The sequence below is a fragment of the Streptomyces glaucosporus genome (assembly GCF_039533345.1).
In the GTDB taxonomy this organism is placed as follows: Bacteria; Actinomycetota; Actinomycetes; order Streptomycetales; family Streptomycetaceae; genus Streptomyces; species Streptomyces glaucosporus.
This window is the reverse complement of the sequence record NZ_BAAATJ010000041.1, coordinates 1-17,348: the sequence shown is the minus strand read 5'-3', so window position 1 is coordinate 17,348 and position 17,348 is coordinate 1. Positions and strand designations below refer to the sequence as shown.

At 69.5% G+C, this 17,348-nt stretch carries 15 protein-coding genes and 1 pseudogene; 8 read left to right on the top strand and 8 right to left on the bottom strand.

The window, feature by feature from the left end; genetic code table 11:
• Window positions 1-362: 362 nt before the first annotated feature.
• Window positions 363-1,121, bottom strand: a complete 759-nt coding sequence (locus tag ABD358_RS27505; RefSeq protein WP_344633872.1) for a helix-turn-helix domain-containing protein — start codon at window positions 1,119-1,121, stop codon at window positions 363-365.
• Between the two features lie 517 nt (window positions 1,122-1,638).
• Between ABD358_RS27505 and ABD358_RS27500 the strand changes: the two genes are divergently transcribed.
• From ABD358_RS27500 to ABD358_RS27490, 3 genes are all read left to right on the top strand, one after another.
• Window positions 1,639-1,866 (top strand): hypothetical protein, encoded by a 228-nt coding sequence (locus ABD358_RS27500; RefSeq protein WP_344633871.1) that lies wholly within the window; start codon window positions 1,639-1,641, stop codon window positions 1,864-1,866.
• Window positions 1,867-2,528: 662 nt separating this feature from the next.
• Window positions 2,529-3,047, top strand: a complete 519-nt coding sequence (locus tag ABD358_RS27495; RefSeq protein ID WP_344633870.1) for a flavodoxin domain-containing protein — start codon at window positions 2,529-2,531, stop codon at window positions 3,045-3,047.
• A 223-nt stretch (window positions 3,048-3,270) separates the two neighbouring features.
• Window positions 3,271-4,224, top strand: a complete 954-nt coding sequence (locus ABD358_RS27490; protein ID WP_344633869.1) for a pirin family protein — start codon at window positions 3,271-3,273, stop codon at window positions 4,222-4,224.
• A 177-nt stretch (window positions 4,225-4,401) separates the two neighbouring features.
• Here ABD358_RS27490 and ABD358_RS27485 read toward each other — a convergent pair whose 3' ends face one another.
• A complete protein-coding gene (locus tag ABD358_RS27485) occupies window positions 4,402-4,740 on the bottom strand; it encodes an RICIN domain-containing protein (protein ID WP_344633868.1) in 339 nt (112 codons plus the stop codon).
• Window positions 4,741-5,036: 296 nt separating this feature from the next.
• Between ABD358_RS27485 and ABD358_RS27480 the strand changes: the two genes are divergently transcribed.
• On the top strand, window positions 5,037-6,026 hold the full coding sequence (locus ABD358_RS27480) for a phosphotransferase family protein (RefSeq protein WP_344633867.1): 990 nt from the start codon (window positions 5,037-5,039) through the stop codon (window positions 6,024-6,026).
• Between the two features lie 181 nt (window positions 6,027-6,207).
• On the opposite strand, the gene ABD358_RS27475 is transcribed toward ABD358_RS27480, so the two are convergent.
• The 5 genes from ABD358_RS27475 to ABD358_RS27455 form a co-directional block, all read right to left on the bottom strand.
• Window positions 6,208-7,080, bottom strand: coding sequence for an NAD(P)H-binding protein (locus ABD358_RS27475; RefSeq protein WP_344633866.1), 873 nt, complete (start codon window positions 7,078-7,080; stop codon window positions 6,208-6,210).
• On the bottom strand, window positions 7,077-7,544 hold the full coding sequence (locus ABD358_RS27470; RefSeq protein ID WP_344633865.1) for a nitroreductase family deazaflavin-dependent oxidoreductase: 468 nt from the start codon (window positions 7,542-7,544) through the stop codon (window positions 7,077-7,079). Before ABD358_RS27470 ends, ABD358_RS27475 begins: the two co-directional genes overlap by 4 nt.
• A 1,309-nt stretch (window positions 7,545-8,853) precedes the next feature.
• The gene (locus ABD358_RS27465) at window positions 8,854-9,603 is read right to left on the bottom strand and encodes a hypothetical protein (protein ID WP_344633864.1); all 750 of its coding nucleotides are present in this window, start codon (window positions 9,601-9,603) and stop codon (window positions 8,854-8,856) included.
• Window positions 9,590-11,155, bottom strand: a complete 1,566-nt coding sequence (locus ABD358_RS27460; protein WP_344633863.1) for a vWA domain-containing protein — start codon at window positions 11,153-11,155, stop codon at window positions 9,590-9,592. Before ABD358_RS27460 ends, ABD358_RS27465 begins: the two co-directional genes overlap by 14 nt.
• Window positions 11,152-12,270 (bottom strand): hypothetical protein, encoded by a 1,119-nt coding sequence (locus ABD358_RS27455; RefSeq protein ID WP_344633862.1) that lies wholly within the window; start codon window positions 12,268-12,270, stop codon window positions 11,152-11,154. The genes ABD358_RS27460 and ABD358_RS27455 overlap by 4 nt, the downstream gene beginning before the upstream one ends.
• A 394-nt stretch (window positions 12,271-12,664) precedes the next feature.
• Here ABD358_RS27455 and ABD358_RS27450 point away from each other — a divergent pair, with 394 nt between their 5' ends.
• The 4 genes from ABD358_RS27450 to ABD358_RS28535 all read left to right on the top strand — a co-directional run bounded on the left by ABD358_RS27450 (window position 12,665) and on the right by ABD358_RS28535 (window position 16,968).
• The gene (locus tag ABD358_RS27450) at window positions 12,665-13,606 is read left to right on the top strand and encodes an IS630 family transposase (RefSeq protein ID WP_425576441.1); all 942 of its coding nucleotides are present in this window, start codon (window positions 12,665-12,667) and stop codon (window positions 13,604-13,606) included.
• A 674-nt stretch (window positions 13,607-14,280) separates the two neighbouring features.
• Window positions 14,281-14,529: a hypothetical protein gene (locus ABD358_RS27445; RefSeq protein WP_344633861.1), complete on the top strand. Its 249-nt coding sequence runs from the start codon at window positions 14,281-14,283 to the stop codon at window positions 14,527-14,529.
• 76 nt (window positions 14,530-14,605) lie between these two features.
• Window positions 14,606-15,940, top strand: coding sequence for a VanZ family protein (locus ABD358_RS27440; protein WP_344633860.1), 1,335 nt, complete (start codon window positions 14,606-14,608; stop codon window positions 15,938-15,940).
• A 182-nt stretch (window positions 15,941-16,122) separates the two neighbouring features.
• Complete coding sequence (locus ABD358_RS28535) at window positions 16,123-16,968, top strand: transposase family protein (protein WP_425576440.1); 846 nt, start codon at window positions 16,123-16,125, stop codon at window positions 16,966-16,968.
• Here ABD358_RS28535 and ABD358_RS27435 read toward each other — a convergent pair.
• Window positions 16,926-17,336, bottom strand: a pseudogene (locus ABD358_RS27435) (transposase); the annotation flags it as partial. The gene ABD358_RS28535 and the pseudogene ABD358_RS27435 sit on opposite strands and share 43 nt — an antisense overlap.
• Between the last annotated feature and the right edge of the window lie 12 nt (window positions 17,337-17,348).

Below are 17,348 nucleotides of genomic sequence, written 5' to 3'. Positions count from 1 at the left end.
GGGCGTGAACCGCGCAGAGCGCGCCGATGCCCGCGGCGAGGGAGCCGAGCAGGAACCGGAGCGCGGTTTCGGGCAGGAGCGGCTGGAGGCAGGCGCCGGGATACCCGCCGAGCAGACCCCGGCACCGCGGGACAGGCCGGGCGGCAGCAGCGGCGCGGCGATGAGGAGGCGGAGGACACGCGGGCCGGGAACGGCGAAGACCCTGATCACCGCACCGATGACAACGCCGGGCACGGCGCCCGCGACGAGCAGGCCGGTCGGCGGCCCTCCCGGACGCCCGTCTCGCCGGTTCCCGTCCAAACGAGGCCGTCCGGCAGGCGTGTGACGGGGACCGGCGCGGGCGCCGCCGTCCGGGGCAGGGGCTATCCGCGGCCGGACCGCGGCTCGGCGGCGCCGGTGTCCGGGAGCGGCTCGGGTTTCGCGTGGAGGACGTCGCGGGCCTGCTGTGCGGCGCGGGCGATGCTCTCGGAGACGGAGTCGGCGAAGCGGGCGATGTTCTCCAGGCGGGACGCGGCCGGGGTGTGAGGACCGAGGACGCCGACGCCCTGCCGCGCGGTCTGGGCGAGCTGGGTGATGGACCGGGCGCTGGCCATCATCGACTGGTACCAGACGTCGTCGTCGACGACGTAGCGCTCGCGGCGGCGTTCGGCCGGCTCCCGGCGGACGAAGCCCTGGCTCTCCAGGAAGGCGATCGCCTTGGAGACGGATGCCGGGCTGACCTGGAGGTGCCGGACGAGTTCGGAGGCGGTGAGGCTGCCGGCGTCGGTGAGGCAGAGGCAGGCCAGCACCCGGGCCATCATGGTGGGCATGCCCGAGGCCATGAGGACGGTGGTGAACACCTCCTCGTACGCGCGCACGGCCTCGGCGTCGCGTCCGTGGGCCTGCGGGGGCGCCTCCGTTCTCCTGGATGCGGCCTGCCTGCGGCGGCGGGCGCGGTGTGCGGTGGCGCGGTGGGCCAGGTCGGCGCGGTAGGCGGTGGGGCCGCCGTTGCGCATGACCTCGCGTGTGATCGTCGAGGTGGGGCGGTCGAGGCGCCGGGCGATCTCCGCGTAGGCGAGTCCGTCGGCCAGCCCCAGCGCGATCTGCTGGCGTTCCTGCTGGGTGAGCCTGCCTCCGGGCATCGCGGTCTCCTTCAAGGTTCCCAGACACTCCCAGGGTAGCGTCCACCTTCAGTTCATTGCAATGAATAGAGCAAAATCGTTGCGTTGCGTTCATGATCATTGCAATGATTTACGTGCACCCACCTGCATGAACGCAGGTAATTTGCAACGACTTTGCTATAGAGGAATGGAATGCAACGTTGCTTTTCCTTTATCGGAAATATCAATCCGGAGAAGTGCGCAATACAAAAGGAGGAGCACACGGCCATGTTCCCCCACCGACCACGACGAGCCCACCCGGCCACCGCGGACAGCGGGACCGCGCCGAAGACCGGCACCGGACAGGACCGCCCGGAACTGCGGAAGGCCACTGAGGAGATCGCCGATTCCGGTCTCGTCGGAGTGCAACTGCGCGTGCACGACGAGCGGGGCGGGTGGGCCGGCGGCGCCGGGGTGCGCGAACTGGGCGGGAGCACCAAGCCACCGGTCGGCGGGCACGTCCGGACCGGCAGCGACACCAAGCGGCTACGGACTGGGGGTGTTCGTACAGGACGCGGGCGAGAACGGCGGCACCGTCATCGCCCACAGCGGCGGCATGGCGGGCCACGCGGCACTGACGTACAGCACGCCCGGCGGCGGCAGGCCCCTGACCGCCGCGCTGAACTACGTCGACGACGCCGCACTGTCCATGGCAGAGGCGATACAGAGGCTCGTCAAGGAGGTGTTCCACGGCGGACGGGCCGAGCCTGCACAGCCGGCGGACTGAGCACCCGGGCCCCGTACCCCCTGGGTGCGGGCTCCCCGCGGCCGTGCAAGGAATCCGGAATCCATCGGCCCGGGGAAAAGCCGTACCGCGTGCGGGAAACGGCCCCATGGGTGATTCTGGAGTGAAAGCAGCGAAGAGTCGTCCCGTCGCCCGGCAGGACGGAGGCACACGTGAACACCGATGCGGCCGGCCCGGCGACCGGCCCCGGCGCGCCACCAACAAGGGGAGAAACCCCGGAGTCACGTGGCGCTGGACACGGACGGACCACCGCACGCCGAGCAGACTCCGCGGCAGGCGGAGCGGGAAGCACAGGCCCGCAGGGCCGAACCGGGGATTGGGCACGCCCGCCTGCGGGGCGTCCCTGCCCGGACCGGGCAGCTTCTCCCTCCTCCAGCCAGGAGGCCCGGGAAGCGGCGGAGACGGTCGCCGCCCGGGAGCGGAAGCCGGCACCCGGGCGCGGAAACGGCGGCCCGGCCGCCCGCCTCGTCGCCGAAGGCCAGGACGACGGGACGCGATCGCTCATGTCCCCGAGGAAGCCGCGCTCCGAGGCGTGGCTGTCCGGCCGTGCGCCTGGGCCCGGTGGTGCACGCCCCGCCCCGCCACGCGCACCGCCCCGTACTCGCGGTGCCGGTCGCGCGCAGCGGTACGGAGGAGGGACAGGCATGACGGTTCTGGTGGGGTACGCCAGTGCCCACGGCTCCACCGCCGAGATCGCCGAGCGGATCGGCACGCTGCTGGCCGGACGGGGACACGCCGTCGAGGTGGCCTCCCTGGCTGCGGTCCCCGACACGGCCGGGTACGAGACCTTCGTGCTGGGCAGCGCCGTCCACGGCATGGCCTGGCTGCCCGAGGCCACCGCCTTCGTCGAGGACCACCGGGAACTGCTGGCCTCACGCCCGGTGTGGGTCTTCAGCGTCGGCATGCCCGCCGCCCTGCACGGGCCGTGGAAGTCACTGACCCGGCACGAGGAGGAGAAGGTGACCGGCGAACTGCTCGCCGGACTCCACCCCCGCGGCCACGCCCTGTTCTCCGGAGTGATCGCCCCGGAACACCTCCCCCACTCCGGACGCGCGATCTTCAAGGCGATGGGCCTGCGCTACGGCGACTACCGCGACTGGGAAGCGGTCGAGGCCTTCGCCGACACCGTCGCCCGCTCCCTGACCCCGGCGGGCGACTCATGACACCCGCGGGCCCGCCCGCGGAAAGCCGATCGCCGCGCCCCGGCATCCGCTCCCGGGAGCCGGACCTCCCAGGCCCGCCGCTGCCGCCGTAGCCGGCCCGGACGTGCCGGTGCCGCGCGAGCGACGCCCCACGAGGTGCCGGAACGCCCCGGGATCCGGCCGAGCCCGCAGGAAAACCACCGCCGACCCGTTCGGCGCAGGAGACGGAGAACGAGGTGACGTGATGAGCGGACCGGTCGACACGGTCGACGCGCCCCCCACCCTGGCCGACACGGGCCATCCCACCGCGCCGTGCGTGGAGATCGGCGACAGCCGCGAGGAGACCGTGGGGAAGATCCGCGTGCGCCGCGCGCTGCCGCGCCGGGGACGCCGCACGGTCGGCGCCTGGTGCTTCGCCGACCACATGGGACCTGCCGACGTCACCGAGAACAGCGGCCTGGACATCGGCCCGCATCCCCACATCGGCCTGCAGACCGTCACCTGGCTCACCGACGGCCAGGTGCTGCACCGCGACAGCCTCGGCTCCGAACAAGTGATCAAGCCCGGGCAGCTCAATCTGATGACCGCCGGAGACGGTGTGGCCCACGCCGAGGAGGCCACCGGCCACTACCGCGGCACCCTGGAGGGCATCCAACTGTGGGTGGCGCTGCCCGAGGCCACCCGGCACGGACCCGCCGCCTTCGAGCATCACGCCGAACTCCCGCACGCCGACCTGGACGGCGGCGCGGGCGCGGCCACCGTCCTGGTCGGCGACTTCACCGGCGCCACCAGCCCCGCCCGGCACGACACCCCCCTGGTCGGCGTCGACCTCGCCCTGCGCGCGCCGTCCACCGTGCCGTTGCGCACCGACTTCGAGTACGCCCTGGTGGTCCTCGAAGGAGCCGTCGCCGTCCACGGCAAACCGCTGCGCCCGGGCCGGCTCGGCTACCTCGGCGAAGGCCGTGACGAACTACGCCTGGACGTACGGGAGCCGGCCCGCGCCATCCTGCTGGGCGGCGAACCGTTTCCCGAGCCGATCGTCATGTGGTGGAACTTCGTCGCCCGCACCCGCGCCGAGATCGACGCCGCCCACGCCTCATGGACGGTCCAGGACGACCGGTTCGGCCGCGTCCGCTCCTCCCTGCCGCTCATCCCCGCCAAGGCACCCCACTGGCAGCGGACCGGAGGCAGTCGATGACCGGACCCTGACCGAGCCGGCCCGCATCGGCCACTGCCGTGTCCGATGCGGGCCTTCCCGCGAGCGGGCGCGTGAACCTCCGCCCCGGTCCCGGAACCCGGCCTTCCGCACGGCGGACACCGGACCGGACCAGACGGGCCGGCCGGGCGCCCCGCGCGCACGGGGCGCCCGGCGGGATCAGCAGGCGGAGTTGGTCCGGGTGAGCAGGCCCGTGCGGTACGGCAACTGGCTGTACTCGCCGCTCGCGTTACTGGAGCTCCACTGGAACGACGAGGGCAGTGACGAGTTCGGCGGGATGCCGCCGCTCACGGGAACGAGCTGCCACTGCTGGTTGCTCCCGCCCCCGCCGGAGTACTGGACGATGTCCGCGCCGTCGCTGGTGGCGGCGCCCTGCACCTCGAGCGCCTTGCCGCTGTTGCGGTTCACCGGCACGTACCAGGCGTTGGTGCCGACGGTCGCGGCCGAGGCGGGCGCGGCACTGAAGGCGGACATCAGGCCCGCCAGGAAGGAGGCCACGGCGAACGCGATCGTCGTGCTCAGCCGGTGGCTGAACGGCGAGCGCGGAGCAGACCTGACGGGGCGCCGGGAAGGCCGGACCGCTGCCGGGCAAGGGAGGAGACAGGAGAGTCAGTCGCCAGGCGAGGGCTGCCCTGGCCCGTGCCGGGGCGAGGATCCGCCACCGGACGGGCGGTGCGGGCACGGCAGGGTGCGACAGCAGGGCCGGTCCTGCTGCCTGGACGGCGCCCAGGCGCGCGTGGAAGCGGCCGATTACGGGGCAGCGCGGGAAGACAGACCAGGGATAGGGTCGGCGGATGCGCCAGTTCACGGACAGTGAAGCCTTGTCGGGGATCGTGCACGAGGCACTGGGGGCGGGGACCCGCGTTGCCGGAGTGGACCGGTTGCGCGGCGGGAGCAAGAAGGGGGTCTACCGGGTTCGCACGAGCGGATCACGTGTGGCGAGTGTGATCGTCTACAGCTGGGCCGAGTCCGAGAACTTCTGGCCGGCTGCGGAAGCCGTCGACGTCACCCACCCGTTCGCTCCCGCCTCCGGGCTGGTCCCCTTCCTGGCCGCTCGGCGAAGACTGGACGGTCTTGGGGTCCGGGTTCCGGAGGTACTCCTGGCTGACGACAGCCGACGCCGCCACCCCGCGGATGTGGCGGTTGTCGAGGACGTTGCCGGCGGCACCCTGGAAGCACTTCTGAAGACGGACCCCGCACGCGCGTCAACCGCCCTGAGCGAGCTGGCGGCAATGCTCGACGTGATGCACCGGCAGCGCAGTCGGCACTACGGCAGGGTGGACGTGCTCGAACGGGGCGACGAAGCGAGCGGCGATTCGTGCGAGCAACTGGTGCTCGAGCGTGCCGTCGCAGACCTCGCCGAGGCAGCCGAACGCGACCCCGGGATCGGATCGGCCGCGGCCTCTTTGCACGATCGCCTGCAGGAGCTGGCCACACGAGTGGCTCCGCGCACGCAGCACGGACTGATCCACGGGGAACTCGGGCCCGACCACGTCCTGGTCGATGCCTCCGGACACCCCGTCCTCATCGACATCGAGGGCCTGATGTTCTTCGACGTCGAGTGGGAGCACGTGTTCCTGCGGCTTCGTTTCGGCGACCAGTACCCGGTCCTGTCACGCCCCGGCCTCGATCCGGCGCGGCTCGACCTCTACATGCTCGCGATGCGTCTCTCCCTGGTGGCCGGCCCCCTTCGACTGCTCGACGGCGACTTCCCGCACCGCACGCTGATGCAGGAAATCGCCGAGCACAACGCGGAGGAAGCGCTGGCCCTGCTGGTGCAGTAGCACCGCCAGGCGGCCAACACCGTCACCGCCTTCGCCGCGGCCGTACGCGCCGGTGGGCTGGAGGACGACGTCCACCTCCGGCAGGCCCGCCTGCTGGAGGACATACGCCGGTCCGCCCTGGCGTGAGTCCCGCGGGTCCGGCGCCCGCTCCCGCACGCGGCGGGGGCGGGCGCCGGGTCCGTCAGCGGAAGTCCTCGACGTGGTCCCGCGCCCACTGGGCGTAGGTACGCGCCGGGCGGCCCGTGGCCTGCTCCACGCCCGGCCAGGGCCGCAGCAGCTCGGAGTAGTCCTCCTCGGACGCCCCGTCCTCCCCCGATCCCTGGTCGCCCCCGTAATCGAGGAAGCCCAGGAGGAAGTCGGCGTTCTGCGCCGCGAAGCCGCCCTGCGCCTTCAGCAGCTCCCGGGCCCGCTCGCGCGAGACCTCCTCGTAGCGGACCTCCTCCCCGAGCGCCTCGCCGATGGCCCTGACCCGTTCACGCGTGGTGATCGGTTCGGGCCCCGTCAGCGTGTAGACGGCGCCGTCGTGACCCTCGTGCAGGAGGGCGGTGGTGGCGACGGCGGCGATGTCCGCCTCGTGCACGGGGACTCCGGCGTCGTCCCCGAAGGGGTAGCGGACGACGCGCTCGGCGCGGATGGAGGGTGCCCACACGGGCAGCAGGTTGGCCATGAACTCGCTGGGCCGCACGTGGGTCCACTCCAGGCCGGACTCCTCCACGGCACGCTCCACCACCGGGTGGTGGTGGGTGTCCAGGCCGATGGTGACCGCCGCGGCGGAGAGCACCGTGATGCGGCGCACCCCTGCCTCCTTCGCGAGACCGACCACTTCGCGGGCGGTCTCCGGAACCGGGAACAGGTGCATCCGGTCGACGCCCTGCAACGCCGGGGCCACGGTCTCGGGCCGGGTCAGGTCGCCCGGTACGACCTCCACCTGGGGAGGCAGGCCTGCCTTCGCGGGATCGCGGGTCAGTGCCCGCACCTCGACGCCCTCGCGCACGAGCTGCTCGACCACGTGCCTGCCCACGAGACCGGTGGCTCCGGTTACCAGAATTCTCATCGCTGACCTTCCTCACGTTTCCCGGGCCGGCCGGCGGGTTCGAGAACGACTACGGGAATCTCGCGTTCGTTTCCCTTCTGGTAATCGAGGTACGGCTCGAATATTCCGGTCATCATTTCCCATAGTTCGGGGCGCTCTTCCGCGCTCGCGGTGCGTGCCTGTGCGGCGAAGACATTCGCTCCCACCTGCACCCGGACCCGGGGGTCCGCCGTCATGTTCAGATACCACAAGGGGTGCCTGGGGGAGCCGCCATTGGAAGCGACGACCACGTAATCGTCGCCGCGACGCCCGTACACCAGCGCGGTGCGGCGCATTTTTCCCGAGCGCCGCCCGCGGGTGGTCAGCAGGAGCGTCGGATACCCATTGAAGTAGTGCCCCTGTTCTCCCTGGGAATCCACGTACTGCCGGATGTGCTCGGCCACCCAGGCGGTGGGGCTGTTCACGACTTCTTCGGTGGGCTCCACTCGTTTCCTTTCATTTCGGTGGCTGTTCCCCCGTGCAATAAATCTACTGGCGGTGTGGGGCGGCGCCATCCCGGAACGGCAACAATCAAGCCATACTCAAGTGGCGCACTACCACTTGAAAGCACATATTGAGCCTTTTCCAACCTCACGCTGATGCGGCGAGGTGGAGGGTGAGGACGGCCTGGACCAGGACGGTGGTGCGGGTGGATGGTGACCGTCCAGATGCGCTGCAGTGGGCGCGGGGTCGTGCCGGGCCCCATGGTGCCGGCGTCTCCTCTTTCCTGTCGTCGGGCCGGGCGGCGCGCACCTTGATGCAGACTCCTGCCCTGCGTCGGGATGGATCGGCGATCAAGTGGGGCAGAGATCTGCACTGACAGGGCAAGGGTCTGCACCGAGCGATAGCTGAGTGACGATCCCTCTGCCCGTCCCGAACCTCGCCGCCCTCCGCCTGCACCGGGCAGGCCCGGGCGACCGGCGGCTGCTGTTCACCGGCGGCATGCTCGGCCTCGCTGTACGCCTCCAGCGCGGCGCCGAGGCGGCGCGTGATGGCACCGTCGGCCAAGGCGTCGATGAAGGCCGGGTGGGAGGAGACAGCTGGCGTCCGGGTCCTGCCGGCGCAGCCAGGCGAGTCGACGGCCGGGCTGTTCGGTTCTGCTACGGGTGCCGCCCGTCGGGCTCCACGGTGCACTGGTGAGCAACGTGATGCCGCCAGCGAGGACGAACTGCCTGTGGTCGACGAGGTTCTGGCCGCGGCGTTGACCGCACAGGGTGAGCCGGGGTGCGGGCACCGGGCCTGCTGCGGGACGCGCGCCGGATCCTGGTCGGCACCGGGCTGGAGCGGCCGGACGAGGTCGCGGAGTCATGCCTGCGGACGCCCTGCTGAGCTTGCCGGGTGCCCCGCCAGCGCCGCTTCGGCCGACCGGGATGGCTCGTGCCGGGAGTGGGCAAGCCGACCGCCGCCGGTGCCGTCCCGGCTGTCGCGCCCCGCACACCGGCCGGCCCGCCCGCGGATACGTCCGTCGGCGGCGCGGGAACGGACGGTGCCGACGCCGAGGGGTGGGCGCGAGTACGCCAGGCGGCCGAGGTGCTGCGCGGCCAGCTGAAGCGGCCGGGCGGCCTCCAGGAAGATGACCGCCGCGCTCGATGAGGCCCCGGCGTGAGAGCCGGTCTGGAAGCGGCTCCGGAAGCCGAAACGACGAGGGACAGCCGGGTCGGCGACTGGGTCGCAGCCAATAACGTCGAGTTCGAGGGTTCCGTCCACGATCAGCACGGTGTCCTTGCGGAACGGCTTGCGGGTGAGCGGCGGTGGTCACCAGAAGATCGCGATCGCCTCCAGCGTCACCTCGCGGGTCTCCGCGCGCCAGCCGGTCATCTTGCCGAGGCAGCGGGCCGTGAACGTGCCGTCCGGGATGGAGCGGCGCGCGTTCCCGGGGGCTACGACGCGCATGTAGACCGGGGGCTGCCCCTCGCCGTACTCGGCCCGCAGGACGAATCCCTCCGTCACGTCCGGCACGCGTGAGAACACGCCTTTGACCGAGACAAATTCGCCGATGCGGCTCAGGGTCACCGTACGACCGTCGGCCAGGTTGTCAGCGAGGTTCCGGTTCGGGACGACCGTCAGCGTGGTCAGGTCGGCGTGGACGATGGCATCGGACCGGTCGAGGGCCTCCACGACCACGCCGATCACGTTGATCGGTTTGTCCTTGCGTACGAACTTGCGGAACGTCTCCTGGCTGACGTCCCGTTTCAGCCGGAACCGGAACAGCCACGCCAGCACCCGGTTCCAGAAGCCGACGCTCGTGTCGACCTTCGTCCGCAGCTCGACGGCCTCTTCCAGCGCGGACCGGTAGTTGCCGATCTCGTACAGGTCCATCACGGCCTGCTCGTCGAGGTACAGGCAGATGCTGTACGCCGACTGCCAGCGCCGCAGGTGCCTGCGCCGCTCCTGGGCATGGCGCACCAGGATCACCGCGAGCACCACCGCGCCGGCGGCCGTCACCAGCCAGACCGTCATCCACGGCCACCAAAGGCTCCACCACAGTGCGTCAGTGACAGCCACGGATCTCCTTGAAAGCCTCGGAAAGGGACGAGTTGGCGGCATTCACCATCCGTCCGCCCGTCCTCGCCGCCGCGCGCCGCAGTTCGTCTGCGTCGGCCTCGCCGAAGTGGACGGGGTAGGTGGGGACGGCGGCGCGCACGGCGGCGGGCAGCGCCTTGTGGCGGCGTACGAACTCGGCGTAGGACAGGCCCGCGTTGTTCTCTCCGTCCGTCATCAGGACGAGTGAGACGGAGCGGTCGGGGTCGGCGGCCAGTTCATGGGCAGCGGTGCGGTAGCCGTGGTCGAGGGCGGACCATACGGCGGTGGCGTCGCCGTACCCGCCCTGGGCGACTGTGTCGGCGAGGGCCGTCAGGTCCTTCGGGCCGGTGACGGTGACGGTCTTCTCCTCCAGCACCCGGCCGCCGAACCGGACGACGGTCAGTCGCTCACCCCGGTAGAAGCGGGAGAACTTGCCGGAGGTGGAGGGGTCCGCACCACTGAGTCCGGCGAAGGCCTCGCGCAGGGCGGCCATCCGGGCGCCGCGCATCGATCCGGAGAAGTCGAGCAGGAAGACCACCTGGCTCGTGGTGCGGCGGTCGGGGTCGCCGTAGTCCGCCAGCAGCGTTTCGACGACGGCCGGTTGGTCGGGGTAGAAGAGCGCGTTGCCGACCGGTTCGCGCAGCCGCGCGTCCCGGGTGACCGTCGTATTCACGGGGCGGCGCAGCGTGTGCCGCATGATCTGCCGCTGCACCGAGTCGCGCCGCAGCCACCGCGTGACCTTGTCGTATGCGGCGCGTTGGGCCGGGTTCAGCAGGAGCAGCGGGAAGTCCGCCAGGACCATGCCGTCCTCGGGGCGAATGACCTCCAGTCGGTCGTCGAGGCGGCCGGAGGCGTTGAGGGCGAGCAGATCGGACTCGTACGTGATGAGGGCGTTGGCCTCGTCCTGGTGGTCGACGTAGGTGTCGATGAGGGCTGGACCGGTGTCGGCGGTGAGGGCCTGGCCGGAGCGGAAGCCGCGCAGCCGGTCGCAGGAGACGTCCTTGGGGCGTAGCGCGGCTCCGGTGTCGGCCGCAGCGGTGGCGACGCCGACGAGGGCGGCGAGCCCGCTGCCAGCGTGCCGGGGGTCGGCCATGCCGAAGCGGACGGTGCCGGTGGCGGCAGCGTCCGCGATGTCCGCCCAGGTGAGCCGGGAGCCGGGCACCCGGGCGCGAAGCTTGCGTGCCACATCCGGCTTCAAGCCGATGACGACGGGGGACGTCATGGTGACCGTGCGCTGCAGCCCCCGGATCGCGTATCTGTCGGTGAGGCGCAGATAGCGGTCGGAGGACAGCCACGCGAGGTCGTACCGGTCGTGGTCCGGGGTCTTCGTCTCGGCGTCAGCTCGGTGCTCCAGGCGCAGGTCGACGCCGGTCTCGTCCTTCAACTCGCCCAGCAGCGAGCCCGGTACGGTGAGATCGGGGCTGGCGAGGACGCGCAGCCGGACGGTGTCGTCGCTGGCGTCGCCTGAGCAGGCGGTGAGGAAGGTGGCGACGAGCGCCAGGCAGAGCGCCAGCAGGCCCGCGCCGCGCCTCACGGGCTGTCCGTCCGGTCCGGGCAATCGCCGACGATCTCGATCATCCTCTCCAGCAGGGGCAGGCTGGGCAGGACCGCGCGGGTGTCGTCGGAGGAGGTGGTGGGCGCCGGGATCTGCCGCTCGGTGAGGAACCGGGTGAGTTCGTCGCTGCTCGCACCGCTGTTGGCGCCGCGGGTTCGGAAGCCCAACTCCATGGCACGGTGTTGGAGTTCGGGGTCCTCGCTGACCAGTTCGCCGAGCCGCGCGCCGTCGTCGGTCAGCGCGACGAGTTGGGGTTCGGTGACGAAGCGCGTGGACGGGTAGAGCAGGACGCGCTCGTTGTCGGTCTCGCCCTTCTGTGCCTTGTGCCGCAATTGGTGGGCGAGGAACTGGTGCTCGTAGATCACCGAGATCGGGGCGATGCTCTGCCCGTCGGGGGACAGGTATGTGTCGGCCCGTTCGGAGGACGGCAGGCCCTGTTCGATGAGGAGTGGCTTGATCTTCCGGGCGAGTTGGTCGGCCTCGGCCTCGCTGTCCGGTGCGTCGTTCCCGTGCTCGACGAAGGCCACGAGTCCGAGGTAGGTACCGGCGGAATTGGCCTCGCAGATGTCCGAGGTCTGGGCGAGGATCTTGTTGCCGTTGCGGACGCGGTTCTTGTCGTCGATCTCGTCCCAGCGGTAGCCGTCCTGTGAACCACGCTGGACGCCCTTCCTCTTGCCGCGCGCGAGGTCGAGGAACTTCCGCATGTCGAGGGTGTAGTACATTGGCGGGCCGCCCGGGCTCGGCAGGCGTTTTGCGACGCCTTCCGCCGCGAGTACCTCGGCGTAGTCCCGGTAGGTGGCCAGCACGATGGGGCTGAGGAACGGGCGGTACAGCAGCACCGGACGGTTCGCTTGGGCGCGCTCCCGGCTGATCAGGTCGGCGGCCGGCTGGCCGGAGGGGAAGACGACGTCGTATCCGCCGTAGTCCTGCTTGGCGATCCCACGCGAGCCCATGCTCGTGATGTGCACGCGGAAGCCGTGCTTCATGAGCAGCCGCTCGACTTCGGGGTCCTGGAAGAAATCTCCCTTGGAGGCCATCTTCGCCTCGATGGTGACCACCGGCCGCACCGGCAGCAGCAGGTTCCCGGAGGCCACAAGCAGGACCAGCCCGATGACTGGGACGGGCAGCGCCGCTGCCAGCGCTCTGCGCAGGTGGCGGCGCGGGGGTCTGGTGACGGTTAACCGCGGCTCTTGGGTAGCGGGTCTGTTCGCGGGCACCTGCTTTCCCCCTCCGTGACACCTGCGTTCTCCCCGTGTGGCCGGGCCAGGATCGTCGGTGATGGCGGTTTACCCCGAATGACCCTTCCGGGAACGTATGTTGAATGTATTGATCCGAAACGGTTCGGGTTCTGGGTCGTTGGTGGGGTGTGAGCGATCTGGTGGGGGACGCGCGGCATCTGTCGCCGTCGGCGCAGGAGGCCCTGCGGCTGCGGGCGGTGGCCACGCTGGTGGCGGGCATCACCGTGAGGACGTCGCGGCGATCTTCGGGGTGTCGCGGAAGGCCGTGGACGGCTGGTGGGCGAAGTGGCAGGCTGGTGGGCGGGAGGCGCTGGTCATGCAGCCGCGGGGCAAGCCGGTCGGGGTGCACCAGGTGCTCGGGGAGGCCGCCGAGCAGGCCGCGGTGCGGCAGGCCGTCCTCGACCACCGGCCCTGTGATGTGGGGCTGAGCGGGCAGTTGTGGACGCGGCGGCTGGTGGGGGAGCTGATCGCGAAGCTGTACCGGGTGCGGCTGACCGAGCCGGGAGTGGGCACGTACCTGAAGCGGTGGGGGCTGTCGTTCCAGCGGCCGGACCAGCGGGCCGTGGAGCAGGACCCGGAGGCCGTCCGGCGCTGGCACGAGGAGACCTGGCCGAAAATCCGCGCGAAGGCGAAGAAGGACGGGGGCGAGGTCCTGTTCGCCGACCAGGTCGGCATCCGCTCCGACCAGGTCACCGGCCGCACCTGGGGTGAGAAGGGCAGAACGCCCGTGGTGCGACGGAGCGGGAACCGGTTCTCGGTGAACGCGATGTCGGCGATCAGCACCAGGGGCCGGATGCACGTCATGGTCTCCACCGAGCACTTCACCGCCGAGGTGATGTGCCGCTTCCTGGAGCGGCTGGCCGGCCACTTCGAGACCAAGGTCCACCTCGTGGTCGACGGGCACTCCGCCCACCGCTCCGGGAAGGTCCGGGACTGGCTCGCCGCCCACCCTGACGATGTCGAGCTGCACTTCCTGCCCCCGTACTCGCCCGAGCTCAACCCTGACGAGCTGGTCAACGCCGACCTCAAGCACAGCCTGCCCCGGCAGCACCGAGCCCGGGACCAGGCCGAACTCGCCGCCGAAACCCGCCGCTTCTTCCGCAGGCGCCAACGCCAGCCACACATTGTCCGCGGCTACTTCGGCGGCCCATACGTCCGCTACACCCTGGACGAGAACCCCATGAGTTTCTAATCAATATGTCGGCAAAGCGAACCTTCGGATGGCTGATATTTCACCGTTTCCTGGTGCGCAGCTGCGGGATCCTGCCAGTCGCTTCGAAGTCGTGATCCATCACTCGCTGTAGTTGACCTCATGACCCGCCACCTCGCCGACAGGGGCAGGCTTCCTAGCGCAATCCAGCAACTCAGGGCTAAGCGCCGGTTTCAGAGTTATACATCGGAATAAATCGCCCATCCAGAGAGTGACGGGAGTCATGCAATAAGTTCGAATTTCAACTTATTGCGATGACAAGGGGTTAAGCTATTGCGCAATACAACTACATGCTTTTGTCTAGCCATCAAATGCTCCTGTCGCAACAGGACAGGTTCGCCGTATGGCAAAAAACCGATCTGTTGTGTGATGACCGGACTACTGATAGCGTTCATGACTGCGAGGGCGTCGAGGAGAAGAGCCCTTGCAGTCAGCGCATGCGGGGTATTTACATATAAGGGAGAAGTGTACTGGAAAGCAAAAAGCGCATGGGGCGTAAGGCTGCAGCGTTCGGAATTGCTGCGGTGGCGGTCCTCGGGATGTCGAGTCCCGCTTCTGCCGAACCGGTCAAGGGTGAGGCGGGAGTGCTCGCGTCGTGTCCTTCGAGCGGGTACATAACCAGCGAGAAGACGTGCACAACCCTTTCCAACGGAGAGGTGTACCATAACCGGTACGGCTTCTCCGTGGAGACCAAGTACGAGAAGGAGGGCGGTAGCCAGATCTACCGTCGCCTGGGGGTTACCGTGGCCGGCGCGAACTACTACGGCTCATGGGGCTACCAGTCCTCCGGCACTACCAGCTCGAAGAGCTGGGACATCTACAACGCTGGCTGCAAGTCCGGCGTCGGATGGGTCGAGGTGCGGGACCAGGGCCGCTTCCAGACGCCTCCCACACCCTCCTGCTGATCAGTGCAACCGTGCCTGCCCCGCCTGAGTGGGCGAGGCAGGCACGGCGCCCTGTGTGACCCTTTTTGGATACTTCATGCTGAATGCCGTATTCCGTGACCATGCAGGGTATGTGGCCTTCTCCGTCGCTGTGGTCCTCGCAGCAGGAGCGGCTTCCTACCTGGTCTCGTCAAAGCTTGGATTGAGAAGGCTGTGGCTCCACGCGGCCCTGGGGGCTGCGGTAGCGGCCGAGCTGTGTCTGACCATGTGGTCCACCGGCAGCGGGGTGGTAGGGCGATGCGTTGTCAACCGCAATCTGATCGAGCCATTCCTCACCGCCCAGGGACTGTGGAACGCGGCGATGTTCGTTCCCATCGGGCTGTTCGGGATGCTCGCGGTGCGAAGGCCGACACCGGTACTCACCGGAGTGGTGCTCCTCACGGTGACGACCGAGGTGACGCAAGGGGTGCTCCCTCTGGGGAGAGGCTGCGACACCAGCGATGTGGAGATGAACGCGCTCGGCGGTGTGCTGGGGCTGGCGGCCGGGTGGCTCATCCTCCGGATGCGGGGCCGCTCCGTGCACACCTGGCAAGCCGGCGTGCCCCAGTCGGCTGCGGCCTCAGCCGCCGTCGGACTGACTGCGGCAGTCATGTGGGTGGTGTGGATCACCCCGACCATTGTCGACGGCACCACATTGCAGTTCGCCGACGGCAAGCAGGAAGCCGCCGCCGAGCAGGCTGTGGAACAGGCCTTCGGCGATCGCTATGGCGTCAAAAACATTCAGTTGAGCCCGGGCACCGATGCCTCCTCCGAACAGCTCATCATTACTCTGGACCAAGGATTCGCCTACCTGTCCTGGCCGGACGCTGACCAGTTCTCCGCAAGTCTGGCATCCTCTTCCCAGGACGAAAGCAGCGGTTTTCCCGTTCCGGGAACAGATGCCGCGCCGCAGGACGAATCCGACGCTCTGGCCATCGCCCAGCGCTACGCCAAAAATCACTATGCATGGGCCCTAAAGGATTCTGAAGCCGATATCACCCCGGTCGGGGTAGACGGGGATCTCGGCTGGCTCGTCAGCTGGCGCCGTGTCCACGACGGCATACTCATGCCTATGCGCCTGGATGTTCAGGTCGGTACATCAGGACGTGTAACCCAGCTTTTCGTCCGCCATGTGGATGACCCCACCAGTTTCCCGGAAAGGAACATCGACAAAGAGGAAGCAAAAGCCTTTCTCCGTGATTACGTGAAGAAAAGCTCTTCCGAGCTGTCCAGTTCCTCGATGCACGTCCACGACCTGATTGCTGTAAAGAGGGAAAACGGCTGGCGCATCGAGTGGGTCGCGGCCATCGCGTCCATCGATACCCCTTTCTACATCGATGCCACTGACGGGACCGTGCACGAGAGCACAGGGACTCAAGAGAGGGCTGACTGACCCGCCAGAGCCCCCCGCTCCGTCGCCTACCGCCTGGCCCGTACCCAGGGCCCTTGCGCGTTGACGAGTTGGGTGGGCTTGCCCGGTGATGGTCCGTTACATGCGGTGTGCCTGGACGCAGAAGCAGGCACGGTTTCGGTGATCATGTAGGTGTCGAATCCGCATGACCACAACCGAAGACCGTGCCTGCTGTCTCAGCTTCTCCCCTGTCCCCGGGCCTGGAGCAACTGGTCCGTACGTCGTCACCGCAGCCGCTGCCCGATGCGGTAGATCTCGTCCCATTTCTGGCGGCCCTGGCCGACCCATGGAGCCGTCATGGCCGGCGTTTTCCGCTGGCGGCTCTGGCCGCGGCGGCGGGTGTCCTGGCCGGAGCGCGGCCCGTGACCGCGATCGCCGAGTGGATCCCGGACACGCCTCGTTGGGTGCTGCTGGTCCTCGGCTTCCCCCTCGACCCGTTCACCAGGGCGGTCACCGTGCCGCATCCCACCACCGTCATGCGGCTCCTCAGCCGCCTCGACGGTGACGCCTTCCACACCGCCGTCACCACATTTCTGCAGGCCAGAGCCCGAAGACGGCAGAACGGGGAACGCGGCCGCCTGCGGGCCGCGGCCGTCGGCGGGAAGCAGTTGCGCGGCTCACGGACAGGCGACGGAAAGGCGGTCCGGCTGCTGGCCGCGATGGACCACACCGGAACGGTCCTCGCCCAGCGCCAGATCGACGCGAAGAGCAACGAGCCATCCGCGTTCATCCCGCTCCTGGACGGCCTGGTCCTGGAGGACACCGTCGTCACCGCGGACGCCGCCCGCCCACACCCAGCACGCCCACGGCCACTGGCTGCGCAAGCACGGCGCCCACTACATCGCCGTCGTCAAGGGCAACCACCCCGCCCTGCACAAGCAGGTGAGGAAACCGCCATGGGCCGACATCCCCGTCGACCTCAAGGACCGCACCAAGGGCCGGGGCCGGCTCGAGATCCGGCACCTCAAAACCGTCGCCCCAGACGCCGGTGCAGTATCAAGATCCCGTAGGTCTGCTCGACCCTCCACCGCTTCGGCTGCGGCACGAACCCCGTCTCCTGCGGGTTGCGCATGACGGTCTCGACATCGATACCCAGGCCGGCTCCATGAGCGACGACCTGGTTCTTGAAGCCCTGGTCGACCAGGGTCTTTCCGACGGTGCCGCCGGTGTGCTCGGCGACCTGGTCCAGCAGGGCGATGCCCGCGGCGTTGTCGTGGGCATTCGCGGCCAGCACGGTGACGGCGATGACCAGCCCGAGCACGTTCACGACCAGGCCCCGCTTGCGGCCCGCCGCCTGCTTCCCGCACCCGCGGGGATGGTCCCACTCCGCAGTCGAAGACGAAGTTGACCCCCTCCTGCTCCCCGCACCCGCGGGGATGGCCCCTGCGTC

Coding starts and splice junctions, on each gene's coding strand:
- ABD358_RS27505 (WP_344633872.1), bottom strand. CDS start 1,121: ATGCCCGGAGGCAGGCTCACCCAGCAGGAACGCCAGCAGATCGCGCTG.
- ABD358_RS27440 (WP_344633860.1), top strand. CDS start 14,606: ATGCTGAATGCCGTATTCCGTGACCATGCAGGGTATGTGGCCTTCTCC.
- ABD358_RS27490 (WP_344633869.1), top strand. CDS start 3,271: ATGAGCGGACCGGTCGACACGGTCGACGCGCCCCCCACCCTGGCCGAC.
- ABD358_RS27475 (WP_344633866.1), bottom strand. CDS start 7,080: ATGAGAATTCTGGTAACCGGAGCCACCGGTCTCGTGGGCAGGCACGTG.
- ABD358_RS27495 (WP_344633870.1), top strand. CDS start 2,529: ATGACGGTTCTGGTGGGGTACGCCAGTGCCCACGGCTCCACCGCCGAG.
- ABD358_RS27480 (WP_344633867.1), top strand. CDS start 5,037: ATGCGCCAGTTCACGGACAGTGAAGCCTTGTCGGGGATCGTGCACGAG.